The sequence below is a fragment of the Nocardioides sp. genome, assembly GCF_035697785.1.
Taxonomy (GTDB): Bacteria; Actinomycetota; Actinomycetes; order Propionibacteriales; family Nocardioidaceae; genus Nocardioides_B.
In genome coordinates this window covers 50,358-76,033 of sequence record NZ_DASSCL010000099.1, presented here as the reverse complement: position 1 = coordinate 76,033, position 25,676 = coordinate 50,358, and the positions used below count along the sequence as shown (strand labels likewise).

The following is a 25,676-nucleotide window of genomic DNA, read 5'->3' as shown; positions in this document are numbered from 1 at the left end:
GGGTGAATTGCCTGCTTGACGCCCCACGCGCGCGGCCGCGATGACCGGACGTGAAGCGCGGACGCGGCGGCCCGGTCGAGGAGGGGCGTGAGCGGAAAGAAGGCGTAGCCGATCCGAGAATCGGGCCGGGAGCGGTCAGGCGGCGATCGGTTGCTGCCGTAGCGACCGGTAGGCGTAGGCCTGGGCGAGGATCGTCACCGGCACGGTGACCAGCAGGCCGACACCGCACAGGCAGGCACCGAGGATGTTCGCGCCGATGATGGCGAGGAACAGCAGCAGCAGCTCGCCGGCGTTGGTCTTGGTGAACTGGAAGCTGGCCTTCATCGCGTCGATGGCCGACTGTCCCTCGTCGACGATGAAGTAGGTGGTGAAGGACAGGAAGAACGCCACCACGACCGCGCCGACGATGCAGGCGATCAGACCGACGAACGTCAGCAGCGAGGTCAGGATCGAGGCGATGATGAGCTGCAGCAGGTCGAAGCCCTTGAACATCGTGCCGAGCTCGAGCGGGCGGCCCTGGGTTATGTCGAGCGCGCCCTTGATGATGCCGGCCGACACGATGACGCTGACCACGAACTGGACGAGGCCCAGCAGCACGCTTGACACCAGCGCGGTGCCGAACAGGCCCGGGTTCTCCACCTGGCCGGTGACCGGGTCGATCGCGGCTTCACTTCCGGCGGTGAGCGCGTACCGGATGATGCCGAGGACGATCAGCACCGCGACGATGGCGAGCGCGACGACGACCAGTGGGCCGAGGTTCTCGCGGAACTTCTTCCAGCCCCAGCCGAACGCCTCGCCGACACTGAACCCGCCGGCACCCGGGCCGGCGGGCGGGTAGTAGCCGGGCGGTGGTGCGTAGCCACCTTCGGTGGGCGGGGGCGGTGGCGGAGGCGGCGGGTAGCCACCCCCGGACGGTGGCGGAGTCGAGGGCCCGGAGCCTGGTGGGGTCTGGCCTGACGACGGAGGCTGGGTCGGATCCTGCGGTTCGGTCATGATTCTCCCCGTTCTCGCGCCCTGAGGCTTGTCCTGTGGTGACGCTAGCGGCTCCGAGCGTCACCCGCAGGCTCTCACCTCTCAAGGCGGCCCCCTGTCCGACTGGCGAGCGGACCGTCTGTCCCGCCGTCTCGAGCCCGCGAGCCCCATGCGGCGTCGTACAGCGAACCGACGACCTCGTCGTGTGCGTCCCCTGGAACGGTCCAGTCCTGCGGCGGAGGAGACAGGGTGGCTCACCGTCGTGTACCGTTAGTTAGGTAAGGCTTACCTAGTCGACCTGTGAGGGAGGTGGAGACGCGTGATCGTCTGCCACTGCCGGGTCGTCAGCGACGGCAAGGTCGCCAACGCGATCGAGTCCGGCGCGCGCACGCTGGCCGGCATCTGCCGGTCGACCGGGGCCGGCCGGGACTGCGGCGCCTGCGTCTTCTCCCTCAAGAGGCTGCTGTGCGAGCATGGGAGGCCGTTGCCCGCCATGCCGCCGGAGGTCGAAGTTGCAGCCAGCTAGTCCCCGCATCGTCGAGCTGTTCAACGAAGCCCTCACCTTCGAGCTCACGGTGACGAACACCTACTTCCTGCACGCCCGGATGCTCGACAACTGGGGCTTCGCCCGGCTGGGCAAGGTCTTCTACGACCTGTCCATCGACGAGATGCGCGACGCCGACGACCTGATCAACCGGATCCTGCTCTTCGACGGCCACCCCAACGTGCAGCGGCTCGGCTCCATCACAGTCGGGGAGACCGCCGAGGAGATGCTGCGCCTGGCCCTCGACAGCGAGCGGGCCGCCGTCGCCCAGTTCAACGCCGGCGCCGCGGAGTGCCACGACCTCGGCGACCACGGCAGCGCGGCCGTCTTCGAGGACATGGTCCGCGACGAGGAGAAGCACGCCGACTGGTTCGAGAGCCAGCTCGACGCGATCGAGCGGGTCGGCCTGCAGCAGTACCTCGCCCAGCAGATCGAGCCCGGCGGCCCGTCGGAGTAGCGGGGCCCAATTACCACGGTCCCGTGGTAATTGCCCGCTTCCCGGGGCGAACTCCCCACGGGAACCGGTAGTTCTCCTGGGGCAGTACGCCGCACAGGGTGATCGCGGACCCCGACGGCATTCCGCCGCGCCCCCACGGGATGGTGTGATGGACGCGTGCCCGTCGAGTTCCGGCCCTCCCCCCGCCCGACCGTCGGCGTGGAGTGGGAGTTCGCGCTGGTCGACCGCACCACGCGCGACCTGTCCAACTCCGCCTCGGAGCTGTTCGACGCCGTTCACCAGGGCGAAGGATCCGGCGTCGACGAGGCCAAGCTGCACAAGGAGCTGCTGCGCAACACCGTCGAGGTGGTCACCGGCGTGTGCGAGGACGTCCCGGAGGCGGTCGCGGACCTCGCGGGCACGATGCGGGTGGTCCGACGTACGGCGCGGGCGATGGGCGTCGACCTGTACGCCGCCGGGACCCACCCGTTCGCGGAGTGGTCGGTGCAGCTGCTCACGCCGGGCCACCGCTATGAGGAGCTGATTAACCGCACCCAGTGGTGGGGCAGGCAGATGCTGATCTGGGGACTGCACGTGCACGTCGGCCTCGCCGAGCGGTCCCACGTGCTGCCGATCGTCTCCTCGCTGCTCAACCACTTCCCGCACCTGCAGGCGCTGAGCGCGTCGTCGCCGCTGTGGAGCGGCACCGACACCGGTTACGCGAGCAACCGCGCGATGATGTTCCAGCAGCTGCCGACCGCCGGGCTGCCGTTCCAGTTCACGACCTGGGCCGAGTATGAAGCCTTCGTCGACGACCACTTCCGCACCGGGGTCATCGAGCATCTCAACGACATCCGCTGGGACATCCGGCCCTCACCCGGGCTGGGCACCGTGGAGATGCGGATCTGCGACGGCGTCCCCAACCTGCGTGAGGTGGCGGCGCTCACCGCGCTGACGCAGTGCCTCGTGGTCGACCTCGACCGCCGGCTGCGGGCCGGCGAGGAGGTGCCGACGATGCCGCCCTGGTACGTGCAGGAGAACAAGTGGCGGGCCGCCCGCTACGGCCTCGACGCCGAGGTCATCCTCGACGCGGCCGGCAACGAACGGCTGGTCACCGACGACCTGCACGACCTCCTGGAACGGCTCACCCCGCTGTCCCGCGAGCTCGGCTGCGAGCACGAGCTCTCCTCGGTGGCCGACATCCCCAAGGTCGGTGCGTCGTACCAGCGCCAGCGTCGCGTGCTCGCCGAGACCGACGGGGATCTGATGGCCGTCGTCGACTCCGTGGTGGCCGAGCTCGACGACTGAGCGTCACTCGTCGGCGTGGGCGGCGTCCCGGATCTCCCCGACGAGCTCCTCGAGCACGTCCTCGAGAGCGACCAGACCGAGGACGTCCCCGTCGTCGCCGACCACGCGGCCCATGTGCGCCCCGCGGGACTGGAGGGTCCGCAGGCAGTCATGGAGTACGTCGCCCGGGCGGACCGAGGCCAACGAGCGGATCCACTTGTCGTCCACCGGCCGCAGCCTGCGGTCGGGGTCGGTCTCGAGGACGTCCTTCACGTGCAGATAGCCGAGCAGCTCGCCGTGCGCCGCGACGACCGGGAAGCGGGAGAACCCGGTCTCCGCACACACCGCCTCGACCTCGGCGCCGGTCGCGCCCTGCGACACCGTCACCAGCGACTCGGTCGGCAGCAGCACGTCGGTCACGGTGCGCTCGGTGAAGCCGAGGGCGCCGGCGAGCCGGTCGTACTCGTCCTCGCCGATCGTCCCCTCCCCGCGCGACTCGTCGACCATCGACGCGACCTCCTCGCGCGTGAACGCCGAGGCGACCTCGTCGCGGGGCTCGACGCGCACCAGCCGGAGGATGCCGTTGGCGAACGCGTTCAAGGCGACGACGACGGGCTTGAGCACCATCACCACGAGCATCATCGGCGGGCCGAGCACGAGGGCGGCACGGTCCGGGCCGGCCAGCGCGATGTTCTTCGGCACCATCTCCCCGAGCACCACGTGCAGGTACACCACGACCGACAGCGCCACGGCGAACGCGATCGGGTGCAGCAGCGCCTCCGGCACACCGACCGCGTGCAGCGCCGGCTCCAGCAGGTGCGCGACCGCGGGCTCGCCGATGGCGCCCAGCCCGAGCGAGGCCATCGTGATGCCGAGCTGGGCGCCGGCCATCACGAGGGACACCTGCTCCATGGCGCGCAGGGTGGTGCGCGCCGCCCGCGACCCGGCGGCGGCCCGCGGCTCGATCTGGGTCCGGCGCGCGGAGATCAACGCGAACTCCGCGCCCACGAAGAATGCGTTGGCCGCCAGCAGCAGCACCGCGACCAGCACGGCCGCCCACCCGCTCATCGGCCCGCCCCCTCGGCCCGGTCGCCGGCGGTCGCGGCGCGGGTCCGCACGGACACGCGGTCGATGCGCAGCCCGTCGAGACGCTCGACGCGCAGCTCGGCCACCTGCGGCGGGAGCGAGTCACCCTCGTCGTCGGCGTGCCGCGGCAGGGGCACGACGACGGCGTCGCCGGGTGCGGCCATCCGGCCGAGCCGCTGCATGATCAGCCCGGCCACGGTGTCGTAGTCCTCGTGCTCGGGCAGCTCGACGCCGGTGGCCGACTCGACCTCGTCGGGCCGCAGCATCCCCGAGACCGACACCGAGCCGTCCCGCCGGCGCCGCGCGGACGAGCCGAGCCGGTCGTGCTCGTCGGCGATGTCGCCGACGATCTCCTCGACGACGTCCTCGAGCGTGACGACGCCCGCCGTGCCGCCGTACTCGTCGACGACGACCGCCATCTGGAAGCCCTCCTCCTTGAGCAGGGCGAGCAGCGGGTCGAGGCGCAGGCTCTCAGGTACCACGGTCGGTTCGACCATCACCGACGAGACGGGGACGGTGCCGCGCCGGTCGGCCGGGACCGCGACGGCGTTCTTCACGTGCACCGCACCCACCACGTCGTCGTCGCCGCCGAGGACAACGGGGAAGCGTGAGTGCCCGGTACGCCGGGCCGCCTCCACGACCGCGGCGACGGGAGCGTCGGTGCGCACGCTGTCCATGCGCACCCGGGGCGTCATGATCTCGCCGGCCATCCGGTCCGCGAAGGTGACCGATCGCTCCATGAGGCGGGCGGTGCCGGCGTCCAGCGTGCCCTGCGAGGCCGAACGGCGTACGAGCGAGGCGAGCTCGTCGGAGTTGCGGGCCGAGCGCAGCTCCTCCTGGGGCTCGATGCCCAGGCGCCGCACGATCGCGTTGGCCGATCCGTTGAGCACGGCGATCGGCAGCTTCATCGCGGCGGTGAAGCCACGCTGGAACGCCTGCGTGGCCTTGGCGGTGCCGAGCGGCCGGGCGATCGCGAGGTTCTTCGGGACCAGCTCGCCGAACAGCATGGTGAGCACGGTGGCCAGCCCCAGCCCGATGCCGACCGAGACCGGCCGCACCCACGAGGCCGGCAGACCGGCCGCGGCGAGCGGGTCGTCGACCAGCTGCGCGATCGCGGGCTCGGCGAGGTAGCCGATCACCAGGTTGGTGAGGGTGATGCCGACCTGGGCGCCAGACAGCTGGGTGGACAGTCCCTTCAGCGCGGACTGCACGCCGCGCGCGCCGCGGTCACCGGCCTCGGCGGCCCGGTCCACCGAGGCACGGTCGACGGTGACGAACGCGAACTCGGCGGCGACGAAGATGCCGCACGCGACGATGAGCACCAGCGAGACGAGGAGGTACGGAACCTCGGTCACCGCTCCTCACCGCCGGTGGCGCGGGGGCGACCGGGACAGTCGGGGTCCATGACGGGCCGGGAGCCCCTTCAGGTCGGTTGCTACGAACAACTCGAGCGTACTGAACGGCCCCCGACACGTCGTACGTCGCCTCGGCCCGGTGCCGACGGAAGCCCGCTCCGATGGCGTCAGGGCCGGTTGCGACTCGCTGTCCACGGGTAGGGGTGGAGGCATGAGCGACAACACGATCGAGCCGGACCCGGAGACCTACGGGTCCTACAGCGTCGACGACGAGGACCAGCTGCAGCCCGAGGATTCGCTGCTGGACCGGGGCGTGGAGGACGCCCTCGACGAGGGGTATGCCCCGCCCGACGGGTGGTCCCCCGCCGAGGGCTACGGCAACACCCCGGCCGAGGAGTTCGCCGGCGAGTCCCTCGACCAGCGGCTCGCGCAGGAGGTGCCCGAGCCGGACCCGTACGCGGCGGCGGCCGCCGAGGACGAGCACGTCGGCGGCGAGGTCGGCCACGAACGCGCGGGTCGGCTGGTCGCCGAGGACGAGGGTCTGGGCGAGGACGAGGAGAAGGACCTCGTGGCCGACGACATCGGCATCGACGGCGCCGGTGCGAGCGCAGAGGAGGCCGCCGTCCACGTCATCGACGAGGAGTGAGCCCGGCTCTACCCACCGCCGCGGCGAGGAGTCACGGATGCAGCGACACGCCGCCCAGGGCCCTGAAGAACTGACCCCTCGGCGGTTCAGGCGTCCTGTTTGACGCCCCGCCGGTTCTCGTCGGAGAGCCGGGCCTCCTCGGCGGCCTTCGCCTCGAGCTCGGCCCTGGTGGTGGCGATCAGGTCCTGCGCGGCCTCGTAGGCTCCCGGCGGTGCGACCAGGTCGGCGGCGCCGCCCTTGAGCCGCTTCAGCGCCGCGCGGGCGAAGATCTGCTGCTCGGTCGCGGTGCGCTGTGAACGGCCGCGACCGACGAAGCTCACCGCCCAGTGCAGCAGCGCGGTCAGCTGGCTCTTGAAGCCGGTGATGTAGATGAGGTGCAGGCCGAGCCACATGAGCCAGGCGATGAAGCCGGTGAACCGCAGCTTGCCCACCATCGCCACCGCGCTGAACCGGGAGATGGTGGCCATGGACCCCTTGTCCCAGTACTTGAAGGGCTCCTGGGGCGGCTTGCCCTCGATCCTGTTACGGATCTCCTTGGCGGCGTACTTCGCACCCTGGATCGCGACCTGGGCCACGCCCGGGAGGTTGTCCAGCGCGATCATGTCGCCGACCACGAAGACCTCGGGGTGTCCGGGGAGGGTGAGGTCGGGGTTCACTCCGATCCGCCCGGCGCGGTCGAGGGGCGCACCGGTCTGTGCGGCGAGCAGCCGCCCCAGCGGGCTGGCGGCGACGCCGGCGGCCCAGACCTTGGTGACGGCCTCGATGCGCTCGCGGCTGCCGTCCTTGTTCTGCAGCTCGATGCCGCGCTCGTCGACGTCGGTCACCATCGCGCCGAGCTTGACCTCCACGCCCAGCCCCTCGAGGTCCTTCTGGGCGCGGGCGCCCAGCTTGTTGCCGAACGGCGGCAGCACCTGGGGCGCGGCGTCGAGCAGGATCACCCGCGCCTCACGGGTGTTGATCCGGCGGAAGTCGCGTTTGAGCGTGCGGTGTGCGAGCTCGGCGATCTGCCCGGCCATCTCGACACCGGTGGGGCCCGCCCCCACGACGACGAAGGTGAGCAGCCGCTCGATCTCGTCCTCGTCGTCGGAGATCTCGGCCAGCTCGAACGCACCGAAGATCCGGCCGCGCAGCTCGAGCGCGTCGTCGATGCTCTTCATGCCCGGCGCGAACTCCGAGAAGTGGTCATTGCCGAAGTAGGACTGCCCGGCGCCTGCTGCCACGATGAGGGAGTCGTACGGCGTGACGGTCTCACGGTGCAGCACCTTGGAGGTGACCGTGCGCTTCTCGAGGTCGATGTCGGTGACGTCGCCCAGGATGACGCGGGCGTTCTGCTGGCCGGACAGCACCTCACGCGTCGCCGGCGCGATCTCGCCCTCGCTGAGGATGCCGGTCGCGACCTGGTAGAGCAACGGCTGGAAGAGGTGGTGGGTGGTCCTGGCCACCATCGTGACGTCGGCGTCTGCGCGCTTGAGCGCCTTCGTGCCGAACAGGCCTCCGAATCCGGACCCGATCACGACGACCTGGTGGCGGCCGCCCGTCTGCGCCTGCGGGTTCGTCATCTGCTGCCTTTCGTGCTGCTCGGGTGCCATCTTCGCCTCCTACCCGGTTCAACGCATCCCGAGTCCTGGGTCATGCCCCTCCCGCCGTGGGTTCGCTCACACCGGGGGCGGGGCAGGATGGGTGGGTGACCCCCTCGTCAGGCACCGCACCTTCCCATTTCGACCTCGCCGTCATCGGCTCCGGCTCGGGCAACACGATCGTGGACGACTCCTTCGCGGACTGGAAGGTCGCCATCCTCGAGAAGGGCACCTTCGGCGGGACCTGCCTCAACGTCGGCTGCATCCCCACCAAGATGTTCGTCCACCCCGCCGACCTGGCGTACGCCGCCGCGCACGCCGACCGGCTGGGTGTCGAGACGACCTTCGAGCGGGCCCGCTGGCCCGAGATCCGCGACCGGATCTTCGGCCGGATCGACCCGATCTCGACCTCGGGTCGCGAGTGGCGGGCCTCCGGGCGTCCGAACGTGCGGCTCTTCGAGGGCCATGCCAGGTTCACCGACGAGCGCACCCTCGACACCGGCACGGGCGAGACCATCACCGCCGAGCACGTCGTCATCGCCAGCGGGTCACGCCCGCAGATCCCCGACGTACCCGGCCTCGACGACGTCCCTTTCCACACCAGCGACACGGTGATGCGCATCGACGAGCTGCCCACTCGTGTGCTCATCCTGGGCGGCGGGTTCGTGTCGGCGGAGTTCGCGCACGTCTTCTCCGCGTTCGGCGCGCACGTCAGCGTGGTCAACCGGTCGCACCTGCTGCTGCGCGAGGAGGACCGTGACGTGGCGACCCGGTTCACCGAGCTCGCGCAGGACCGCTGGGACGTCCGCCTCGACACGACCATCACCAAGCTGGAACCCGCGCGGGGACTCGTGGAGTCAAGATCGGACCAGGGTGTGCGCGCACACCTCGACGACGGTACGACGGTGCTGGCGGACCTGCTGCTGGTGGCGACCGGCCGCCGCTCCAACTCCGACCTGCTCGACGTCGACCGCACCGGCGTCGAGGTCGGCGAGCGCGGTCTCGTGCTGGTCGACGAGCACCAGCGCACCACCGCCGACAACGTCTGGGCGCTCGGCGACGTGAGCAACACGTTCCAGCTCAAGCACGTCTCCAACGCCGAGGCGCGCACCATCCGGCACAACCTCCAGCATCCCGACGACCTGGTGACGACCGACCACGAGCACGTGCCGAGCGCCGTGTTCAGCCAGCCGCAGGTCGCCAGCATCGGGATCACGGAGGAGGAGGCGCGCGCGGCCGGTCGCCGCTTCGTGGTCGGACGGCACGACTACGCCGGGACCGCCTACGGCTGGGCGATGGAGGACGAGCACAGCTTCGTGAAGGTGCTCGCCGACCCGGACACCGGGCTGCTCCTCGGCGGGCACATCCTCGGCCCACAAGCGGCGACGTTGATCCAGCCGCTGATCCAGGCGATGAGCCTCGGTCAGACGGCTCACGACGTCGCCCTGGGCCAGTACTGGATCCACCCCGCTCTCACCGAGGTCGTCGAGAACGCCCTGCTCGCCCTGGAGGGGTAGGCCGTCGTCCGGGCTCAGCGGGGCGGGATCACCAGCTCCTCGACCAGCTCCAGCCGGGAGTCCTTCGGGTCGTCGCCGGCGACGCCCTTCTCCCAACGCAGCAGCAGTCCTTCGTCGCGGTCCTCGAGCGTGGCCACCGCGTTGTCGAACCAGGGGCCGGCGAGCTTGCGCCACCTGAACGGCGGCCGGGGCACGTGCGCGGACCGTGAGACCGCACGGCCGATCGGCCCGGCCACGGCGTACGCGAGCACCGCGGTCAGGAACCGGAAGAACCTCGGCAGCGGGTTGCGGATCGGTGAGCACACGGCCTGGACGATCCGGCCACCGCGACGTCGCCGCACCTCGCTGACGTAGGAGTGGTGCACGTCGCCCGACAGGAACGTCACCGTCTGCGGAGCCGGCCCGCGCCTTCCGTCCGCCACCTCAGTGGCCAGGTCCGCCACCTGTTGGAACGAGCGTTGCCAGGCGCCCCAGTGCTCCAGGTCCACGGTCTGGCGCGCCCACTCCCCGAACCTGGTGAGCCGCCGTCCCCACGCACCGCCCGCGACGGCTTCGTTCCAGGCCTCCAGGTGGTGCAGACCGGGTGGGAGCAGGAACGGCAACGAGGTGCCGACCAGCACGTGCCGGAAGCCGCCCTGCATGTGCTCGTCGAGCCAGGCCAGCTCCTGGGGGTCGAGCATCGCCCGCCGATCGGGGTCGAGCACGCGCGCTGCACGCGAGTCGAGCACGATGAGCCGGACGCCGGCGAGGTCGCGGGAGTAGCTCCAGCGGTACTCCTCCGGGTCTCGGTCCACCCGCTCGGCCAGGTCCTCGACCGCGGCGGTCATGTCGAGCTCGTCGTCGCCGTCGTGCGTCGCGATCCGCTGCCAGAGCACGTCCTCCTCGCGCTCCTGCGGGGAGAGGTTGCCGAGGTGCTGGTAGACCCAGTACGAGGACAGGCCCGCCACGATGCGGCCGTGCCACCACTGGGTGGCGTCCATCTTCTGCTTCCACGCCAGCGAGGTGTTCCAGTCGTCGCGGACGTCGTGGTCGTCGAAGATCATCGCGCTCGGCAGGGTGGACAGCAGCCAGCGGTTGGCCGGGTCGGTCCAGGCGAGCGTGTAGAGGTGGGCGTACTCCTCGTAGTCCTTGAGCTCCTTGCCCGGCGGCTCCTTGATGCTGCGCCGCGACTCGATGAAGTCGTGCATCTCCTCGGTGGTCTCGTCGGCGTACACCTGGTCGCCGAGGAACAGCACGAGATCCGGCCAGACCGCGCCCTCGTCCTTGACCATCCGCCGCGACAGTGCGCGCAGCGCGTCGACCCCGTGGGTGAGGTTGCCCTTGAGGTCGTGGCCCACGCTGGTGCGGCAGGACCCGTACATCAGGCGCAGCCGCTGGTCTGGCACCTGCGTCGCGATGACGCTCGGCGGGAACGGGGAGTCCGGCTCCGGCCACACCACCTCGTCGTCGACGAGCACGCGGTACGGCGACTTGGAGCCCGGCTCCAGCCCGGTCACCTCGATCATCGCGTAGTGGTGACCGTGGACGGCGAACGTGCGGTGCGACCAGCGCCGCCCATCCAGCTCGACGGTGACGGTCGCGTCGCGGGCGGTCTCCACCCAGACCGACGCGGACGTCGCGTCCACGTGTCGCAGCAGCGGCCCGAGGACGAGAGCGTCAGAAGTCATGTGAGCGTTCTACCGGCAGCGCCCGTTAGGCAACAGCCCCAGGGGGTACGTTCCGGCCATGGATCATGATGACGCGCTCGACGTGGGCGTGCGGGTCGGGCTGGTGAGCTACGGGATCGTGCACCTGCTGATGGCCTGGCTCGCGCTCCAGCTCGTCTTCGGCGACCGGGAGGGCAATGTCTCCGGCAGCGGCGCACTGCGTCAGCTGGCCGGCACCGAGCTCGGCCGGATCTCGCTCTACGTCGTGGGCGCCGGCTTCGTGGCTCTCGTCGTGTGGCAGCTGTTCGAGGCCGCTGCCGGACATCGTGACGAGGAAGGCGCGAAGCGCGCTGGCAAGCGCGTCGTCTCTCTGAGCAGGGCCGTCATCTACGGCGCACTCGGCTGGGGAGCCCTCCGGATCGCCGTGGGAGGTCAGAGCGGCGGCGGCAAGAGCACCGACTCCCTCACCGCGCGCCTGATGAGCCTGCCGTTCGGCGTGATCCTGGTCGCGCTCGTCGGCGCGGTGATCGTCGGCATCGCGATCGGGCTCGCCTGGAACGGATGGCGGGAGAAGTTCCTCGACATGCTCGACAGCAGCGGACACACCGGCAAGGACGGGCAGACCTACCGCTGGTTCGGCAAGGCGGGCTACATCAGCAAGGGCGTCGCCTTCGCGGTCGTCGGAGGCCTCTTCCTGTACGCCGCATGGACCCACGACCCGGACAAGTCCGGTGGGCTCGACCAGGCCCTGCTGCAGCTCCTCGAGCAGCCGTTCGGACCGGCGCTGCTCGCGCTCGTCGCGGCCGGCATCGCCTGCTTCGGCCTCTTCTGCTTCGCGTGGGCCCGCCACCTTGACCGCTGAGCAGGCGGGTCCGGGATTCCTCGAGACCGAGCGCGCACGACTCCGGTCGTGGCGGGTCGACGAGGCCGACCGGTTCCTGGACATCTACTCGCGCTGGGAGGTCGCCCGCTGGCTCGGCGCCGTGCCCACCCGGTTGCGCACCCGCGAGGAGGCGGTGGCCCGGATCGAGCGCTGGGCCGAGCGGGCCGAGGAACGGACCGGCCAAGGGCTGTGGGCGATCGAGCGCAAGGACGACGGCGTCGTCGCCGGCACGGTCCTGCTGGTCCCGGTGCCCGACGGCGACGGGGTGATCGAGGTCGGCTGGCACCTGCATCCCGACTCCTGGGGCCAGGGCCTCGCCACCGAGACGGCCCGCGCCGTGCTCGACCGGGCGTTCGCGGAGGGGCTGGACGAGGCGATCGCCGTCGTACGGCCGGGCAACTCCGCATCGGTCGCCGTCTGCACGCGGCTGGGCATGGAGCCGCACGGTCTCACCGACCGCTACTACGGCACCGAGCTCGAGCTGTTCCGGCTCCGGTCGCCGGTGCGGGGCGAAGGGACCGGCACCCACTAGGATTCCGGCCATGCGGGAGTGGGGCCGGTTCGTGCGCAACACCCCCTGCCTGTCGTTGCTCGTCGTGCAGCTCGGCGGTGTCGTCCTCTACCCGTTCGTCGGCGGCGACCAGGGCTTCGTCGGCCGCACCATCCTCTCCGCCTTCGGGCTCCTGGTGCTGGTGCTCACGATCCGCGCCCTGCGTGCCACTCCGCTCTTCACGTGGGTCAGCGCCTTCGTCTTCGTGCCGGCCACCGCCCTGTTGCTGGTCTCGGTCTTCATCGGCGACGACCGGCTCGTCCCGTGGTCGTCCGGATTCGAGTCGGCGCTGTACTTCTACGCCGCGATCGCGATGCTCGCCTACATGCTCAAGGACGACGACGTCACCACCGACGAGCTCTTCGCCATCCCGGCCGTGTTCACGCTGTTCGCGTGGGCGTTCGCCTACCTGTTCGTGGTGGTGCAGGCCGCGAGCCCCGGCGCGTTCGGGGCGGGCGAACGAGGCTGGATGGACCTGCTCTACCTGTCGTTCACCACGTTGTCGAGCACCGGCCTCTCAGACATCGGCCCCGCGACCGGCCACGGCCAGAGCGTCGTCATGCTTGAGCAGGTGGTGGGCATCTTCTACATCGCCATGGTCGTCACCCGGTTGGTGTCCCTGCGTGCCGAGCGGAGGAGGGTATGAGCGCACGGCTGCTGCTCGACCCCGATCCCCAGTCGGTACGACGGGCCCGGGTCTGGATCGGCGGCGAGCTCGAGCGACTCGGCCGGCCCGACCTCGTGGACGCGGCCGAGCTGGGCGTCTCCGAGCTGGTCACCAACGCGATCCTGCATGCCGAGCCGCCGATCAGCGTGCGGCTGCGCGGGTCGAAGGACAAACCCCGGGTCGAGGTGCACGACAAGTCCGCTCGGCCCCCGCGCGTCGGTGTGGACATGACCGACGAGAACCACCTGATGACCACGATCGGCCGCGGCATGGGCATCGTCGCGCTCTACTCGCAGAGCTGGGGTGCCGACGTGTCGCAGGACGGCAAGGTCGTGTGGTTCGTCCCGAGCGGCGACCCGGGTGTCGATGTCGCCGAGGAGGGTGACGTCTACGACCTCGCGGAGGCGGTGGAGGAGGCGATGGCCGACGCCGAGCCGGTCGAGGAGATGGTGACCATCCGCCTGCTAGGCATGCCGGCGCAGGTGTTCGCGTCCTTCCGAGGCTGGTACTCCGAGATCCGGCGCGAGCTCCGGCTGCTCTCCTTCGACCACGGCGACCGCTACCCGGTCGCCGACGAGCTCGGAGAGCTGATGCTGCAGGTGGAGCACGAGCGGCGGCTGGCCCGCGGCATCGAGCGCCTCAACGAGGCGATCGCCGAAGGGCTGGAGTCGGTCGACCTGGAGTACGTCGTACCCGCGACCGCGCCGACGACCATGGCCCGGATGCGCGACGTCCTCGAACGCGCCGACCGGTTCTGCCGGGACCAGAGCCTGCTGACCGTCGCGGCGACACCCCAGCAGCTCCAGCTGATGCGGTGGTACTCCGACCAGTTCGCCCGTCAGGGTGCCGGGCAGGAGCCGACCCCCTGGCCCGGCTCGACCGTCGTGGACCACACCACGGGGTGAGGTTCTCCTTCGTCGTCGCGGTGGCTGTCGGTGGCGCAGCGGGCGCTGTCGCCCGGCACCTGCTGACGATCGCCTTCCCGGACACCGGCCCCGCGTTTCCCTGGACCACCTTCGCGATCAACGTCGCCGGATCGTTCGTGCTCGCCCTGCTCCCCGCGGTCGCCTCGATACGCCGGCACCCGATCCTGCCGCCCCTGCTCGGCACCGGCCTGCTCGGCGGCTTCACCACCCTGTCGACGTACTCCGAGCAGACCCGCGCCCTCCTTGCGTCGGGTCATGCGACGACGGCAGGCCTCTATGTCGTCGGCACGCTGGCAGCGTGTCTGGTGGCGGTCGCGGCCGCCGACCGGCTCAGCACCGCCACGCAACGCCGCGAGTTCGACGCCGAGGAGGGCGACCTGTGACCGTGCTGCTGGTCGCCCTCGGCGCGGCGGTCGGCGCTCCGGCGCGCTACGTGGCCGGCCACCTCCTCGACGAGCGGTGGCCGTGGGGGACGGTGCTGGTGAACTGGGCTGGCTCGTTCCTCTTGGGGCTGCTCGTCGCCCGCGGTGTCTCGGGTGACCCGCTGGCACTGCTCGGGACCGGGTTCTGCGGCGGGCTGACCACGTACTCCGCCCTCGCCGTGCACGTCCACGACCGCGGTCCGCGCCTCGGCTCCGCCGTCGCCCTGGTCACGCTCGTGCCGGCGATCGCCCTGTGCGCTCTCGGCTTCCGGCTGGGCACCGGATGACAACGATTCGTCTGCGATCCGCCACCGTGAATCACCCCATAAACCGCAGACGAATCGTTGTTCAGGCGTAGCCGAGCTCGTGGAGGCGGTCGTCGTCGATGCCGAAGTGGTGCGCGATCTCGTGGACGACGGTGATGTTGACCTCGTCGACGACCTCCTCCTCGGAGGCGCACATGTCGAGCGTCGGGTTCCGGTAGACGGTGATCCGGTCGGGCAGCACACCGGCGTACGTCGAGTCGCGCTGGGTGAGCGGCGTGCCGTCGTAGAAGCCGAGGAGGTCCGGGTCGTCGGCCGGCGGCTCGTCCTCGACGAGCACCACGACGTTGTCGATGAGCGCCGAGAGCTCCGGCGGCAGGCCGTCGAGGGCCTCCGCCACCAGCTCCTCGAACCGCTCCCGGGTCATCTCGATCACGGTGCCATCCTCCCCCGCGGCGTCGTACCGGCCCGGACCCGCCCTCGATTTGTGGGCCCGCATCGGCGCCCCTATAGTTGTCCGGTCCCCGGACGGCAGTCGTGCCCGACGGCCGCTCGAAGGGCAGTTGCCCCCATCGTCTAGCGGCCTAGGACCCCGCCCTTTCACGGCGGTAGCACGGGTTCGAATCCCGTTGGGGGTGCCCAGATCAGACCCGGCAGGGTCTCGATTCGGGAGAACGCGACACAGTGCGTTAGCATTGCGCCGCTTGAAGTTGAGCATCAACCTGGCCCCGTAGCGCAGTTGGTTAGCGCGCCGCCCTGTCACGGCGGAGGCCGCGGGTTCGAGTCCCGTCGGGGTCGCCACGAGCGCAGCGCCCCGGACCATCTGGTCCGGGGCGCTTCGTCGTTTCACGGGGTCCGCGCGGATCGGATTCGGGGGCCACGGCGATTCCTCGATGCCCACGCGGCTGTTGTAGAGTTTCCCGCGCTCGGGCAGGTAGCTCAGTTGGTACGAGCGTCCGCCTGAAAAGTGGAAGGTCGGCGGTTCGACCCCGCCCCTGCCCACGAGCGAGGGAGCCGCAGGCCAGAGCCACTCTGGTCTGCGGCTTTCGTTCTGGCGGACCGCACCGTCGCTACCCTGACGCCATGGGCGTGGGACCCGCGAGTGCCAATCGAGCAGTGCCGGCGCCGGCGGTCGCCTGGAACGGGTCGTGGGCGCTGCTGGGCGGGCTCTGCTCCGTCCCCGCCGTGATCGTCGCGTTCTCCGACCCGACGCTGGGAGTGGCGCTCGCGGTCGGAGTGCTGCCTGCGGCCGCGACCGGGGTCCTGCCACGCCGGCGCGACCGCTCCGCCTGCCTCGTCGTGGGAGCGGCCATCGGGGCCGGCCTGGTGCTCGGCGCGGCGCTAGCGACCCACGCCGTCGCGGCCGTCGTGACCATCTTCCTGCTCTGCCTGGGCGCGGCGGTCCTCGCCGGGCGCCTCGCCGTCGGCCGGCTCCTGATGGTGCTGGCCGTGCCGATGGTCGGTGCCGGTCTCAGCTTCTCGGACGTAGGCACCGCCGTGGAGGTCGCCGGGGTCCTGGTCCTCGGTTCGGCGTACGGCTGGCTTGTCGCCCTGGCCTGGCCGGCGCACGACGGACCCGAGCCGGTTCGACCGCGTCCGCAGCCGTCCGAGGTGCTGCTCGGCTACGGCGTCCGGCTCGGCCTCGCCGGCGCCGTCTGCGCCGGTGTCGGTTTCGCACTCGACCTTGACCACAAGGGCTGGGCGACCGCGGCCTGCCTGCTCGTCATGCGACCGACGCCGGAGCTGACCCGACTGCGCGGGGCCGGGCGTGCGGGCGCGGTCACCGTGGGCGCCCTGGCCGCCATGTTGCTCGCCGCCACCGACCCGCCTCCCGCGGTGGTCGCGGTGGCGATCTGCGCCGCCCTCACCGGGTTGGCCGGCACGCGCGCCAGCCGGTGGTACGTCACGGGCGGCTTCACCACTTTCCTCGTGATCCTGCTGCTGGCCCTGACCTCGCCCGGAACGGGTCCGAGCCGGTTCGGCGAACGCGTCCTCGAGACGCTGCTCGGTGTCGGAGTGGCGCTGGTCTTCGGCGTACTGGTCCCGAGTCTCCGGCAGCCGCACGTCCCGGCGGAGCCGGGCGCGACCGGCACCGCCCCGCCCTAGGTACACCTAGGCGGGCCGCTCAGCCGAGCGCGAGCCGGACCGCTGCCTCGGCGTGCAGCCGCGTCGTCGGGAACACCGGCACCGGGCTGTGCTCGGGTCCGATGAGTAGCTCGATCTCGGTGCAGCCGAGGACGACTCCCTCGACCCCCTCTTCGACCAGGCGGCCGATGACCGCCTGGTAGGCGACGCGCGACCGCTCGCTCACCACGCCACGGCACAGCTCGTCGTAGATCACCCGGTGGACCAGGGCGCGGTCGTCCGCCTCCGGGACGACGACGTCGAGGCCGTGGCCGGCGAGCCGGTCCTTGTAGAACGACTGCTCCATCGTGAACCCGGTGCCGAGGAGTCCCACTCGACGGACGCCGGTCGCGAGGACCGCTTCGGCGGTGGTGTCGCCGAGGTGGAGCAGCGGCACGGAGACGCCGGCGGAGATCGCGTCGGCGACCTTGTGCATGGTGTTGGTGCACAGCACGACGAAGTCCGCGCCACCTCCCTCGAGCACCCGGGCGGCGGCCGTGAGCAGACGGGCGGCGTCGTCCCAGCGGCCCGACTCCTGCATCGCCTCCACCTCGGCGAAGTCGACGGAGAACATCAGGCACTCCGCGGAGTGCAGCCCGCCCAGCCGGTCCCGGACCAGCTCGTTGACCAGCCGGTAGTAGTGGGCACTGCTCTCCCAGCTCATCCCGCCGAGCAGGCCGATCCGCTTCATGGCGTGCCCGCGCCGCTCGGCGTACCGTACGCAGCTCGCCCGCTCGCGGTCGGACAACGACCGGGACGAACCGGTCCGCGGGTCCCGCAGCACCACCACGACGCGGCTGCGGGCCACCTCGCGCCCGTCACCGGCGCGCAGCGACTCCCGCAGCGTGAGACTCGTCGTACCGGCTGCCTCGACGGCGAACTCCCCGTGCACGGACCCGTCGTCGCCGGTCAGCGAGCTGACGTAGTCGATCTCGACCCGCACCACGACGTAGGACTGCGGGTGGTCGAGGCCGAGGACGCTGCCGAACCAGGCGGTGCGGAGCTCGTCGAGCAGCGTGAGGTACTCGGCGTGGTAGACGTGCCCGAACGCGTCGAGGTCGCGGAAGCGGAGCGCGACCGGGTCGCTGCGAGAGTCCGTCACGCGCACAGGCTACGAGGTGAGCACGGCGTCCAGTCGTCGCTCGAGCCGGTCGCGCACCGTCGCGTCGGTGATGTCGATGCCCTGGTCGCGCCAGGGCTGCGCCACCTTGACCGGGTCGGGCAGGTAGCCGACGACGTCCATCACCCGCCAGTACCTGTCGCCCTCGTCGACCGGACCACACAGAGACTCGAAGAGCGCGGCCGGCTCCGGGCCGTGCATCATCGCGAGGTACGTCGCGGCGTGCGCCACGTCGAGCGCCGCCGGCCCCCACGACGTCTCCACCCAGTCAACGACACCGGTGACCTCACCGTCCGACCAGAGCACGTTGCCGAGGTGGAAGTCTCGGTGCAGGAACCTCCCGTCGTACGACGGCGGTGGGGCGGCGAGCACGTCGAACGCCGCCCTCCACGTCGCCGGCCGCCGCGCCCAGTCCGGCATCGTGCGCTTCGCCGGCGGCGCCCAGCTCTGGTAGCGCCGGGGCCGGCGGTCCCCGGGATCGAAGTCGTGGATCCGGCCGAGGAGCGCGGCGAGGCGGGCCAGCAGGTCCTCGTCGCAGCGGGCCAGCTCCAGCCGGCCGGGCAGCCACGACATCAGGTGCGCCGGGTCCCCCGCGCGGCCGTCGAGGTCGAGCGCGAGGCTCGTCGGCGCGGGCACGGCCGACCCCGCGAGCAGCGCCTGGACCGCCGCCTCACGTCCCAGCAGCTCCCGGGCGTGCCGGCGCCACGGTTCCCGGGTCATGAGCCGCAGCACGGCGCGCTCCCCGTCGGCGTCGGTGAGCCGGAGCATCGTCGAGGTCCAGCCGCCGTGCAGCAGGTCGGCGCGGCGTACCTCCCGGCCCCACTGCTCGGCGGCCCAGGTCAACGCGCGCTCCGTCACGGCCCGCATCTTCGCACCGCGAACCGATGGGGGCGGCGGGTCAGAGCCAGGCGTAGAGCCGGACCTGGGTCCCGTGTGCGCCGGAGCGCACCTGCACCAGGTCGCAGAGCTGGTTGGCCATCCAGATGCCGCGACCGTTCTCAGAGGTGAGGTCGAGCGAGTTGCGGCCGACGAGCGGGTCGTCGATGTGGCCCCGGTCGCGCACCTCGAGGACGAGCGCGCCCGGCTCGTCCCAGAGCAGCAGCCACCCACCGTTGTCGGCGTGCTTCACGCTGTTCGCGGCCAGCTCGTGAGCGGCGAGCACGACGTCGTCGACGGTCGACGGGTGCAGTCTGACCGTCTCGCAGGCTCGGCGCACCACGGCGCGGACGGTGCCCAGGTCGCCCGGACCGAACGCCAGGAGGGTCGCGTCCGTCGGGGCCGCGGGCAGCTCACGGGAGAACGTGCGGGCCGCGTGCTCGTGCCCGGCGTAGGGCGCGATGGGCTGGGCCAGGTCGCGGACCGGGTGGTTGCGCAGGGCCTCCTCGAGCACGTCGCCGGGCAGCGCCGTGACGTCGTAGGGACAGAGCAGTCGCCACGCCGGGCCGTGGTCGAAGGCGACGTTGAGCAGGGCCTCGTGGAGCTCGGCCTCGGCCATCTCGGCGCCGCGGCGGCCCAGCCAGACGGGCTCGCCGATGCCGCGCACCGGGCCTTCGCCGCCGTGCTGGTCGAGGAAGTCGCGCCAGGCCGGGATGATGCATGCCGGGTTGGCGCCCACCGTGGTCATGTCGACCCACTCGACCCGGTCGGCCAGTGGACCCATCGCGTCGCGCAGCACGCGGAGCCGGTCGGGGAGCATCACCACGAGCATCGCTTCGCCGTTGGCGACGCCTTCGAGCAGGAACGGGAGCAGCGCGGAGGGCAGCCCGGCGAGGCCTTCGTAGAAGGCCACCTCGTGCCGGAACTCGACGACTCCTTCGTCCGGCTGCGTAACGACTGCCACGTCTACCACCCCCAGGCGCCGAGAGGCTCGACGCTCAACCCCGGACCACTGTGCGCCTCCGGTCACCCCGGGCGCAACTGGTCCAGACCTCCCCGGATGGTATCGAACGGGCGTCGGAGATGGCGCCAACACACAGCCTCGTCTCATCACCCCCTCAGCCGCCGCGCATACCGTGGCCCGGATGAGGTACGCCGAGGACGCCCGCAGCGCCGCGGTCGTGGTCAACACCGGGTCCCGTCGAGGGGCCGCGGCGTACGACGAGGTGCTGGCAAGACTCGCGTCCGAGGGGGTCCCGGTCCGCTCGGCGCAGGCGGTGTCGCACGGGAGCGAACTACCGGCCGCGGTAGGTCTGGCCGTGTCCGACGGGCACGACCTGGTGATCGTCGGCGGCGGCGACGGCACCATCGGCTGCGCGGCCGGCCTCGTCGCCGGCACACCAGCCACGCTCGGCGTACTCCCGCTGGGCACCGCCAACGACTTCGCGCGGACCCTGGAGCTGCCCGCCGACGTGGCCGGTGCGTGCGCCGCGCTCGCGCACGGCGAGGTCGTCGACGTCGACCTCGGCCGGGTCGACGGGCGGACCTTCCTCAACGTGGCCTCCGTCGGCCTCTCGGTCGGCGTCGCCGAGGCCCTGACAGCCGGGCTCAAGCGCCGGCTCGGCCCGCTCGCCTACCCGGTCGCGACGCTCCGGGCCTACCGGCGGCACCGGCCGTTCAGCGCCCGGCTGGAGTTCCCGCACGGCGACCACGGGACGCTCGAGCTCGACGACCTGATGCAGGTCGCGGTTGGCAACGGTCGGCACTACGGCGGCGGCAACACGGTCGCGCCGAACGCGGGGATCGACGACCACACGCTCGACGTGTACGCCATCGTCCGCGGCCGGCTGCGCGAGCACGTCAGCATCGCCCGGCTGCTCAGGGACGGCTCGTTCGTCCACCACGACCGGGTGCACCACGTGACCACCCAGGCCGTGCGCGTCGTCACCGACGAGCCGCTGCCGGTGAACCTCGACGGGGAGGTGGAGACCGCCACCCCCTCGCTCATCGAGGTCGCGCGCAACGCCCTGCACGTCGTGGTGCCTCGGGACAGCCGCGCCGCGACTCTCGACGGCGCCCGCGTCGGTGGCCAGCACCCACCCACGCAGGACGGCTAGCCACCGGGACGGACCGCGCCGCGCTCCCGAACTCGACTCCCCGCGGGCGACTTCTTCCCACCTGCCCGAAATGTCGCTAGGTTCACCACATCGACTGCCGGGGGGCTGAGCCGTCGAAGGAGCCCCCGTGTCGCTGCCCTCTGGACGGCGGACGCTGTCCGTCGCCTTCGCCCTCCTCCTCACCACCTTCGGTCTGGCCGTGACCGCTCCCGCCGCGTCCGCGGACGGGCCCGGCGTCGGTTCACCGTGGGTGGTCACGCTGGGCGACTCCTACATCTCGGGAGAGGCGGGCCGCTGGGCCGGCAGCTCCAACGCCTCCAGCTCCCGTGCCGACGCGCTGGGGCCGACCGCCTACCACGACAACGTCGGCGGCACCGCCGAGCAGATCGCCCGCTGTCACCGCAGCCGGTCGTCCGAGGCCTACATCGGTGCCGGCGTGAACGGGCTGAACCTCGCCTGCTCCGGCGCCCGCACCTCGACGTACACCGACGGGAACGGCCGCTTCAAGCCCGGCCTGGACTTCTACGACAGCGAGGGCCGGAAGGGCCAGGCGCTGATGCTGCAGAACTTCGCGGCGAGCCACAACGTGAAGATGGTCGTGGTGTCCATCGGCGGCAACGACTTCGAGTTCGCCTCGATCGTGCAGACCTGCGTGACCGACTTCCTGACCTCGCCGTCGTGGTGGCCGGACTACTGCCACGATGACAGCTCGGTCACGGCGAACTTCACGTCGAGCAACGTGGCGACCGTACGCGCGCGGATCGCGACGGCGTACCAGAACGTCCGGCAGGCGATGCGCAACGCCGGGTACGCCGACGGCGCCTGGACGCTGGTCGTGCAGAACTACCCGTCGCCGATCCCGAACGGCAACGGCTTCCGCTACTCGCAGAGCGGCTACACCCGGCAGAGCACCGGCGGCTGCGGCTTCTGGAACGCCGACGCCAGCTGGGCCAACGCCACCGCGCTGCCCACGATCAACGGAGCGGTGACCGGCGCGATCGCCCAGGCCGGCATCACGAACTCCCGGACGCTGGACCTCTCCTCGGCGTTCAACGGGCGCCGCCTCTGCGAGAACACGGTGGGTCTCTACGAGGAACGGGGGATCGCGAGCTGGACGTCCCCGGGCGCCGTCGACCAGACCGAGTGGGTCAACCAGATCCGCACCGTCTCGACGTGCTGTGCGAACAGCCCGTACTACGTCCAGGAGTCGCTGCACCCGAACTACTGGGCTCAGCTGGCCACCCGTTCGTGCGTGCGGCAGGCCTACAACGGGGGTGCACCGCGCGGCGGCAGCTGCCGGATCGCGGGCACCGGCCTCGTCAACGGCGAGCCCCGGATGTCGCTCAGCTGAGCCGGCTCGGCCACCGAGGGGTCACCGGTGCACCGACACGCCGCCCAGGACCCCGATTTCCTGACTCCTCGGCGGTGGGCTGAGTAGGCGTACTCAGACGGATGAGTGCGCGATCGGGGTACGCCGGGGGTGGTGGCGTGGGTTGATGAGTCCATGACCCGTTACGCGGACCCGACCCGCTGCCCGGACTGCGGCAGCGCGATCGTCTTCCAGGCGCCGGCCTGCTCGAGCTGCGGGCTGTCCCTGCGCGGGGCCGTCGCGCAGCGGCTGTTCGAGACCCTGACCGTCGCGGACCGGTTGCTGGTCGAGCTGCGTGCCTCGTCGCTGGCGCCGGTCGCCTCTTCGCCTCAGACTTACCCGGCCGATACGCCCACCGGTTCGCTCGGCGCCGGACCGCGCCCCCAGGCGCCGCTGCCGGCCGCCGCGCCCCCGCCCCGACGGCTCAGCGCCGCCTCGGTCCCGAAGATCCTGCTCGGCCTGGGCGCCGCCTGCGTGCTGGTCGCGGCGCTGGTGTTCCTCGCCGTCACCTGGTCGGTGATGGGGGTGGGCGGCCGGACCGCGACGTTGGTCGTGCTCACCGTCGCGACCGGCGCGCTCGCGGGGTGGCTGGCCCGGCGCGACCTGCGCGGCGCGGCCGAGTCGCTCGCCCTGGTGTCGCTCGGGCTGCTGACCCTCGACGTGTTCGGCGCCGAGAACGCCGGCTGGCTCGGCGACCTCGACGGCGAGGCGTTCCTCGTGCTGCTCGGCACGGTGCTGGTGGTCGCCGGAACCGGCGCGTCCCTGGCGGCCCGGCGTACCCCGGTGGGCATGCTCGTCGGCACCCAGCTGGTCGCCGGCGTCGGGGTGGCGGTGGCGTGGTTCGGGCTCGCCGACCTCGACGCCGGCCGCACCGACGCCGACCTGCTCGTCGCCGTGGTGGCGGCCGGGCTGGCCGCCGAGGGCTTCCGCCGGTTAGGCACCGGAGTGGCGGCGGTCGTCGCCGCGGTCGTCGCCGGGCTCGGCTGGGTCACCCTGCTGGCGGTCGCGGTGGCCCGGGCCGCGGACCACGAGACGTTCCGGCAGCTCTGGGGCGACCTGCACGTCTGGCCGCTCCTCGCGGCCGCGACCTTGGTCGGCGGGCTCGCGCTCGTCCGACGGTTCCCGGTCGCCGCGCGCGTCTCAGCGGCGAGCGTCGGCGCCGCCGTCCTGGCCCTGGCTGCCGTGATGCCCGCCCTCGACGAGGGCCGCACGCCGGCGACGCTCGCGGTCGTCGGTGTCCTGGCGGCGTTCGGCTTGCTCGCCTGGTTCGCCCCGCGGCCGTGGGGCCTCGTCGCCCTGCTCCCACAGGTCCTCGGTGCGCTGGTCGTCGGTGCCGTCGTCGTCGAGCTGGCGACGTACGGCGCGCTCACCCTGGCCGACATCGCGGAAGCGGTCGGCGGCTCACCCGGGGGGAGCCTCGACCCGGGGCTGCCCGCAACCGCACCCGCGCCGTGGCTGCTGCTGCTCGGCGTGGTCGCCCTGCTCGGCACTGTCCTGGCCGCCGCCGAGGCCAGCCCCGAGGTGGACGCCGTCGTCGGGCTGGTCGCCGACCTGCGGGCGCTGGCGGCGGTCGCCGCGCTAACGGTCGTGCTGACCCTCGCGCTCTACGCGCCGCCCGTCTGGCTGCTGGTGGCGCTGCTGCTCGGCACCGCGGTGGCCTTCCAGGTCTGGTGGCTGCGCCGCGGCTCGCTCGTCCCGCTCGCGGTGGGCGCTGCCTTCCTCGGGCTCGCCGTGACGGTCTCACAGTACGACGAATGGCTGACGGCCGCCGCGCTGGTCGGCGCGCTCGGTTGCGCGGCGCACGTGCACCTGCTGGCCCGGCGCACCCCGGTGTCCCAGGTCGCCGGGGCGGTGGTCGCGGCGACCCTGGCCTGGCTCACCTGGACGGTGGGCGTACTCGCCGACGCCGACCCGTCGGTGGTGGTGCTGGTGGGGCTGCTCCTGCTCGCTGCGGTCGGCACCACCACCTTCCTCGCTCCCGCCGGCTGGTGGCGGAGCCCGTCGGCGGTCGGCGCGAGGACCGGGCTCGAGGTCGGTGCCGCGGCGGCCGCCGTTCCCCTGGGCATGCTCGGCGTCGCACTGGCTCCGGCGGTCGACCAGCCGTCCTGGGCCGCCGGCTACCTGACTCTGGCCGGGGTCGCGGTCGCGGCGACCGCACTGCTGCGCGCCGACCGCCGGATGCTCGGCTGGCCCGGCGGGGCGCTGCTCGCCACGGCCAGCTGGGTCCGGCTGTGGGACCTCGGCGTCCGGGCCCCGGAGGCCTACACGCTGCCGAGCGCCGCCGCCCTCGCCGCGGTCGGGCTGTGGCACCTGCGCACCCACCCGGGGGCGACCACGATGACGGCGCTGGGCCCGGCCCTGTCACTCGCGCTGGTGCCGAGCCTGCTCTGGGCGCTGGCCGACCCGCAGGGCCCCCGGGTGCTGCTGCTCGGCCTGGGCTGCCTGGTCCTGGTGCTCGCCGGGGTCCTGCTGCGCTGGACCGCCCCGGTGGTGTCCGGTGCCGTGGTCGGCGGGCTGCTGGTGCTCCGGCTGGCCGCGCCGTACATCGGCGACACCGTGCCCCGCTGGGTGCTCATCGGCGCGGCCGGGGCGGTGCTGATCGCGACCGGCGTCACCTGGGAACGTCGGCTCCGCGAGGCCCGCCAGGTGCGCGCCTACGTGCTCGGCCTGCGCTGAGGATCGCCCCGGGTGGCGGCAGCCCATGGTGAACAGGTCCGGACAGCACCATGCCCCAGCACCTCTCGTGGATGCTGGGGCACGATCAAGCTCGGAACCGCGCTCGCGAGCGCGGAACGTGCGCTCCGGTCAGGCCGACTCTTCCGGTCGCCGCTGCTCGGGCACCATGCCCGTCAACAGCTCTCGGACCTCAGACTCCCGATACCGGCGGTGTCCGCCGAGAGTCCGGATCGAGCTCAGCTTGCCAGCCTTGGCCCACCGCGTGACCGTCTTCGGGTCGACGCGGAACATCGCCGCCACCTCAGCAGGTGTCAGCAGGGGCTCGGACTCCGGTGGCCGCGTGTCCATAGCGGGCCTCCCTCACACTTGTCATCGTCCGGAGTTCCCGCAAGGTGCCCCGGACTTTCCCTCCGCTCCAGTGTTGCACCGTCGAGCCTAGGTCCGGGGGAAATTCCGGACAATGGCACATATGAGTCACGGTCCCTCACCGTGAGGTACCCATGTCCCCCCAATCTGCGGGGAAACGCCGCGGGTTGGCCGCCGACCCGCGCGGTTCCGTAGTCTTGGTACGTCGCCGCACCACCCCCGCGGCCGACGCCCGCACCCCCCGTGCCAAC

Annotated in this window: 25 protein-coding genes and 3 tRNA genes; 18 read left to right on the top strand and 10 right to left on the bottom strand. The window is 71.9% G+C overall.

The window, feature by feature from the left end:
- Positions 1–135: 135 nt before the first annotated feature.
- On the bottom strand, positions 136–993 hold the full coding sequence (locus VFH10_RS09905; RefSeq protein ID WP_325128010.1) for a hypothetical protein: 858 nt from the start codon (positions 991–993) through the stop codon (positions 136–138).
- Between the two features lie 298 nt (positions 994–1,291).
- Between VFH10_RS09905 and VFH10_RS09900 the strand changes: the two genes are divergently transcribed.
- From VFH10_RS09900 to VFH10_RS09890, 3 genes are all read left to right on the top strand, one after another.
- Positions 1,292–1,498 carry a (2Fe-2S)-binding protein gene (locus tag VFH10_RS09900; RefSeq protein ID WP_325128008.1) on the top strand — a complete coding sequence of 69 codons (207 nt, stop codon included), beginning with the start codon at positions 1,292–1,294 and terminating at the stop codon, positions 1,496–1,498.
- On the top strand, positions 1,485–1,973 hold the full coding sequence (bfr, locus tag VFH10_RS09895) for a bacterioferritin (RefSeq protein WP_325128006.1): 489 nt from the start codon (positions 1,485–1,487) through the stop codon (positions 1,971–1,973). Before VFH10_RS09900 ends, bfr begins: the two co-directional genes overlap by 14 nt.
- A gap of 156 nt (positions 1,974–2,129) precedes the next feature.
- Complete coding sequence (locus tag VFH10_RS09890; RefSeq protein WP_325128004.1) at positions 2,130–3,260, top strand: glutamate--cysteine ligase; 1,131 nt, start codon at positions 2,130–2,132, stop codon at positions 3,258–3,260.
- A 3-nt stretch (positions 3,261–3,263) separates the two neighbouring features.
- On the opposite strand, the gene VFH10_RS09885 is transcribed toward VFH10_RS09890, so the two are convergent.
- Both VFH10_RS09885 and VFH10_RS09880 read right to left on the bottom strand, forming a co-directional pair.
- Positions 3,264–4,307 (bottom strand): hemolysin family protein, encoded by a 1,044-nt coding sequence (locus tag VFH10_RS09885; protein ID WP_325128002.1) that lies wholly within the window; start codon positions 4,305–4,307, stop codon positions 3,264–3,266.
- A complete protein-coding gene (locus tag VFH10_RS09880) occupies positions 4,304–5,680 on the bottom strand; it encodes a hemolysin family protein (RefSeq protein WP_325128001.1) in 1,377 nt (458 codons plus the stop codon). Before VFH10_RS09880 ends, VFH10_RS09885 begins: the two co-directional genes overlap by 4 nt.
- Positions 5,681–5,891: 211 nt before the next feature.
- On the opposite strand from VFH10_RS09880, the gene VFH10_RS09875 reads away from it, so the two are divergent.
- On the top strand, positions 5,892–6,326 hold the full coding sequence (locus VFH10_RS09875) for a DUF5709 domain-containing protein (RefSeq protein WP_325127999.1): 435 nt from the start codon (positions 5,892–5,894) through the stop codon (positions 6,324–6,326).
- Positions 6,327–6,412: 86 nt separating this feature from the next.
- Here the strand turns inward: VFH10_RS09875 and VFH10_RS09870 are convergent, their stop codons facing one another.
- Positions 6,413–7,915 carry an NAD(P)/FAD-dependent oxidoreductase gene (locus tag VFH10_RS09870; protein WP_325127997.1) on the bottom strand — a complete coding sequence of 501 codons (1,503 nt, stop codon included), beginning with the start codon at positions 7,913–7,915 and terminating at the stop codon, positions 6,413–6,415.
- Positions 7,916–8,010: 95 nt separating this feature from the next.
- On the opposite strand from VFH10_RS09870, the gene VFH10_RS09865 reads away from it, so the two are divergent.
- Positions 8,011–9,420 (top strand): mycothione reductase, encoded by a 1,410-nt coding sequence (locus tag VFH10_RS09865; protein ID WP_325127994.1) that lies wholly within the window; start codon positions 8,011–8,013, stop codon positions 9,418–9,420.
- Positions 9,421–9,434: 14 nt separating this feature from the next.
- Here VFH10_RS09865 and VFH10_RS09860 read toward each other — a convergent pair whose 3' ends face one another.
- The gene (locus VFH10_RS09860) at positions 9,435–11,087 is read right to left on the bottom strand and encodes an alkaline phosphatase D family protein (protein ID WP_325127992.1); all 1,653 of its coding nucleotides are present in this window, start codon (positions 11,085–11,087) and stop codon (positions 9,435–9,437) included.
- A gap of 58 nt (positions 11,088–11,145) precedes the next feature.
- Between VFH10_RS09860 and VFH10_RS09855 the strand changes: the two genes are divergently transcribed.
- Genes VFH10_RS09855 through VFH10_RS09830 form a run of 6 tightly spaced genes read left to right on the top strand, consistent with a single transcriptional unit; the run spans position 11,146 to position 14,801 of the window.
- Entirely contained in the window at positions 11,146–11,928 is a 783-nt protein-coding gene (locus tag VFH10_RS09855; protein ID WP_325127990.1) for a DUF1206 domain-containing protein, read from the top strand.
- Complete coding sequence (locus VFH10_RS09850) at positions 11,918–12,481, top strand: GNAT family N-acetyltransferase (protein WP_325127988.1); 564 nt, start codon at positions 11,918–11,920, stop codon at positions 12,479–12,481. Before VFH10_RS09855 ends, VFH10_RS09850 begins: the two co-directional genes overlap by 11 nt.
- A 10-nt stretch (positions 12,482–12,491) precedes the next feature.
- Positions 12,492–13,145, top strand: a complete 654-nt coding sequence (locus VFH10_RS09845) for an ion channel (RefSeq protein ID WP_325127987.1) — start codon at positions 12,492–12,494, stop codon at positions 13,143–13,145.
- Positions 13,142–14,071, top strand: a complete 930-nt coding sequence (locus VFH10_RS09840; RefSeq protein ID WP_325127985.1) for an ATP-binding protein — start codon at positions 13,142–13,144, stop codon at positions 14,069–14,071. The genes VFH10_RS09845 and VFH10_RS09840 overlap by 4 nt, the downstream gene beginning before the upstream one ends.
- The gene (locus VFH10_RS09835) at positions 14,068–14,475 is read left to right on the top strand and encodes a CrcB family protein (RefSeq protein WP_325127983.1); all 408 of its coding nucleotides are present in this window, start codon (positions 14,068–14,070) and stop codon (positions 14,473–14,475) included. Before VFH10_RS09840 ends, VFH10_RS09835 begins: the two co-directional genes overlap by 4 nt.
- Positions 14,472–14,801, top strand: coding sequence for a fluoride efflux transporter FluC (locus VFH10_RS09830; RefSeq protein ID WP_325127981.1), 330 nt, complete (start codon positions 14,472–14,474; stop codon positions 14,799–14,801). Before VFH10_RS09835 ends, VFH10_RS09830 begins: the two co-directional genes overlap by 4 nt.
- A gap of 61 nt (positions 14,802–14,862) precedes the next feature.
- On the opposite strand, the gene VFH10_RS09825 is transcribed toward VFH10_RS09830, so the two are convergent.
- On the bottom strand, positions 14,863–15,204 hold the full coding sequence (locus tag VFH10_RS09825; protein WP_325128055.1) for a metallopeptidase family protein: 342 nt from the start codon (positions 15,202–15,204) through the stop codon (positions 14,863–14,865).
- A gap of 138 nt (positions 15,205–15,342) precedes the next feature.
- On the opposite strand from VFH10_RS09825, the gene VFH10_RS09820 reads away from it, so the two are divergent.
- The 4 genes from VFH10_RS09820 to VFH10_RS09805 all read left to right on the top strand — a co-directional run bounded on the left by VFH10_RS09820 (position 15,343) and on the right by VFH10_RS09805 (position 16,883).
- A tRNA-Glu gene (locus VFH10_RS09820) sits at positions 15,343–15,415 on the top strand.
- An 86-nt stretch (positions 15,416–15,501) separates the two neighbouring features.
- A tRNA-Asp gene (locus tag VFH10_RS09815) sits at positions 15,502–15,578 on the top strand.
- 127 nt (positions 15,579–15,705) lie between these two features.
- Positions 15,706–15,779, top strand: a tRNA-Phe gene (locus VFH10_RS09810).
- Positions 15,780–15,860: 81 nt separating this feature from the next.
- Positions 15,861–16,883: an FUSC family protein gene (locus VFH10_RS09805; RefSeq protein WP_325127979.1), complete on the top strand. Its 1,023-nt coding sequence runs from the start codon at positions 15,861–15,863 to the stop codon at positions 16,881–16,883.
- Between the two features lie 19 nt (positions 16,884–16,902).
- On the opposite strand, the gene VFH10_RS09800 is transcribed toward VFH10_RS09805, so the two are convergent.
- Genes VFH10_RS09800 through VFH10_RS09790 form a run of 3 tightly spaced genes read right to left on the bottom strand, consistent with a single transcriptional unit; the run spans position 16,903 to position 19,861 of the window.
- A complete protein-coding gene (locus VFH10_RS09800; protein WP_325127978.1) occupies positions 16,903–18,003 on the bottom strand; it encodes an amino acid racemase in 1,101 nt (366 codons plus the stop codon).
- A gap of 9 nt (positions 18,004–18,012) precedes the next feature.
- On the bottom strand, positions 18,013–18,879 hold the full coding sequence (locus tag VFH10_RS09795; RefSeq protein WP_325127976.1) for an aminoglycoside phosphotransferase family protein: 867 nt from the start codon (positions 18,877–18,879) through the stop codon (positions 18,013–18,015).
- Between the two features lie 40 nt (positions 18,880–18,919).
- Positions 18,920–19,861, bottom strand: a complete 942-nt coding sequence (locus tag VFH10_RS09790) for a sensor histidine kinase (RefSeq protein ID WP_325127974.1) — start codon at positions 19,859–19,861, stop codon at positions 18,920–18,922.
- Positions 19,862–20,042: 181 nt separating this feature from the next.
- Here VFH10_RS09790 and VFH10_RS09785 point away from each other — a divergent pair, with 181 nt between their 5' ends.
- The 3 genes from VFH10_RS09785 (at position 20,043) to VFH10_RS09775 (ending at position 25,059) form a co-directional block, all read left to right on the top strand.
- Positions 20,043–21,014: a lipid kinase gene (locus VFH10_RS09785; RefSeq protein ID WP_325127971.1), complete on the top strand. Its 972-nt coding sequence runs from the start codon at positions 20,043–20,045 to the stop codon at positions 21,012–21,014.
- A gap of 127 nt (positions 21,015–21,141) precedes the next feature.
- On the top strand, positions 21,142–22,365 hold the full coding sequence (locus VFH10_RS09780) for a hypothetical protein (protein ID WP_325127969.1): 1,224 nt from the start codon (positions 21,142–21,144) through the stop codon (positions 22,363–22,365).
- Between the two features lie 153 nt (positions 22,366–22,518).
- The gene (locus tag VFH10_RS09775; protein WP_325127968.1) at positions 22,519–25,059 is read left to right on the top strand and encodes an SCO7613 C-terminal domain-containing membrane protein; all 2,541 of its coding nucleotides are present in this window, start codon (positions 22,519–22,521) and stop codon (positions 25,057–25,059) included.
- 129 nt (positions 25,060–25,188) lie between these two features.
- Here the strand turns inward: VFH10_RS09775 and VFH10_RS09770 are convergent, their stop codons facing one another.
- Complete coding sequence (locus VFH10_RS09770) at positions 25,189–25,407, bottom strand: BldC family transcriptional regulator (protein ID WP_325127966.1); 219 nt, start codon at positions 25,405–25,407, stop codon at positions 25,189–25,191.
- Positions 25,408–25,676: the final 269 nt, after the last annotated feature.

Bases quoted from the DNA above. Each gene is read 5' to 3' on its own strand.
- VFH10_RS09770 (WP_325127966.1), bottom strand. From the start codon at position 25,407: ATGGACACGCGGCCACCGGAGTCCGAGCCCCTGCTGACACCTGCTGAG.
- VFH10_RS09840 (WP_325127985.1), top strand. From the start codon at position 13,142: ATGAGCGCACGGCTGCTGCTCGACCCCGATCCCCAGTCGGTACGACGG.
- VFH10_RS09825 (WP_325128055.1), bottom strand. From the start codon at position 15,204: ATGACCCGGGAGCGGTTCGAGGAGCTGGTGGCGGAGGCCCTCGACGGC.
- VFH10_RS09905 (WP_325128010.1), bottom strand. From the start codon at position 993: ATGACCGAACCGCAGGATCCGACCCAGCCTCCGTCGTCAGGCCAGACC.
- VFH10_RS09885 (WP_325128002.1), bottom strand. From the start codon at position 4,307: ATGAGCGGGTGGGCGGCCGTGCTGGTCGCGGTGCTGCTGCTGGCGGCC.
- VFH10_RS09775 (WP_325127968.1), top strand. From the start codon at position 22,519: ATGACCCGTTACGCGGACCCGACCCGCTGCCCGGACTGCGGCAGCGCG.
- VFH10_RS09870 (WP_325127997.1), bottom strand. From the start codon at position 7,915: ATGGCACCCGAGCAGCACGAAAGGCAGCAGATGACGAACCCGCAGGCG.
- VFH10_RS09855 (WP_325127990.1), top strand. From the start codon at position 11,146: ATGGATCATGATGACGCGCTCGACGTGGGCGTGCGGGTCGGGCTGGTG.
- VFH10_RS09785 (WP_325127971.1), top strand. From the start codon at position 20,043: ATGAGGTACGCCGAGGACGCCCGCAGCGCCGCGGTCGTGGTCAACACC.
- VFH10_RS09805 (WP_325127979.1), top strand. From the start codon at position 15,861: ATGGGCGTGGGACCCGCGAGTGCCAATCGAGCAGTGCCGGCGCCGGCG.
- VFH10_RS09860 (WP_325127992.1), bottom strand. From the start codon at position 11,087: ATGACTTCTGACGCTCTCGTCCTCGGGCCGCTGCTGCGACACGTGGAC.
- VFH10_RS09875 (WP_325127999.1), top strand. From the start codon at position 5,892: ATGAGCGACAACACGATCGAGCCGGACCCGGAGACCTACGGGTCCTAC.
- VFH10_RS09845 (WP_325127987.1), top strand. From the start codon at position 12,492: ATGCGGGAGTGGGGCCGGTTCGTGCGCAACACCCCCTGCCTGTCGTTG.